This is a genomic window from Lactobacillus sp. C449L (assembly GCF_059900815.1).
In genome coordinates, this window is record NZ_JBWXGA010000239.1 from 1 (window position 1) to 452 (window position 452).

General features: G+C 60.2%; 1 protein-coding gene. It reads right to left on the bottom strand.

Annotated elements, in window-relative coordinates; genetic code table 11:
• Positions 1-452: ATP-binding protein (locus tag AC2JF9_RS09215; RefSeq protein WP_500727169.1), on the bottom strand; the 452-nt coding region annotated here is incomplete at both ends.

Sequence of the window (452 nt, forward strand, 5' to 3'; positions counted from 1 at the left end):
GTCGAACTGCAGTTCCAGCATGTCGAGCGTCAGCTCGCCGCCAGTCAATACCGCGGGCCGCTTGCAGCGCACCCAGCGCGGGTCGGGCGCGTCGCGCTTGTCCAGCAGGCTGGCTTGTGCTGCTTCGCTCGCTGCTTCATGGTGGACGGCCGGGTCATATATCTGGATCACTTCGCCATCTACCAGGATTGCATAAGGCACCCAGATATCGCCCTTTAGCAGGCCGGCTAGGCATTCTGCGAGAAAAGTTTTGCCACTGCCGGCCTGGCCATGGATGAAAATGGCGCGACCGGAATTCATCGCGGCACCAAACTTCTCTAGCACCATCGGGTTGACTACGACGCCTTCGAATGCACGCGCGACGTCTTCACGCAGCACATGCATGTGCGCGACGCTTTGCAGGTTGATTTGAGTGTAGTAGTCCGGCACAGCGACTGGAGCCGGGCCAGCAT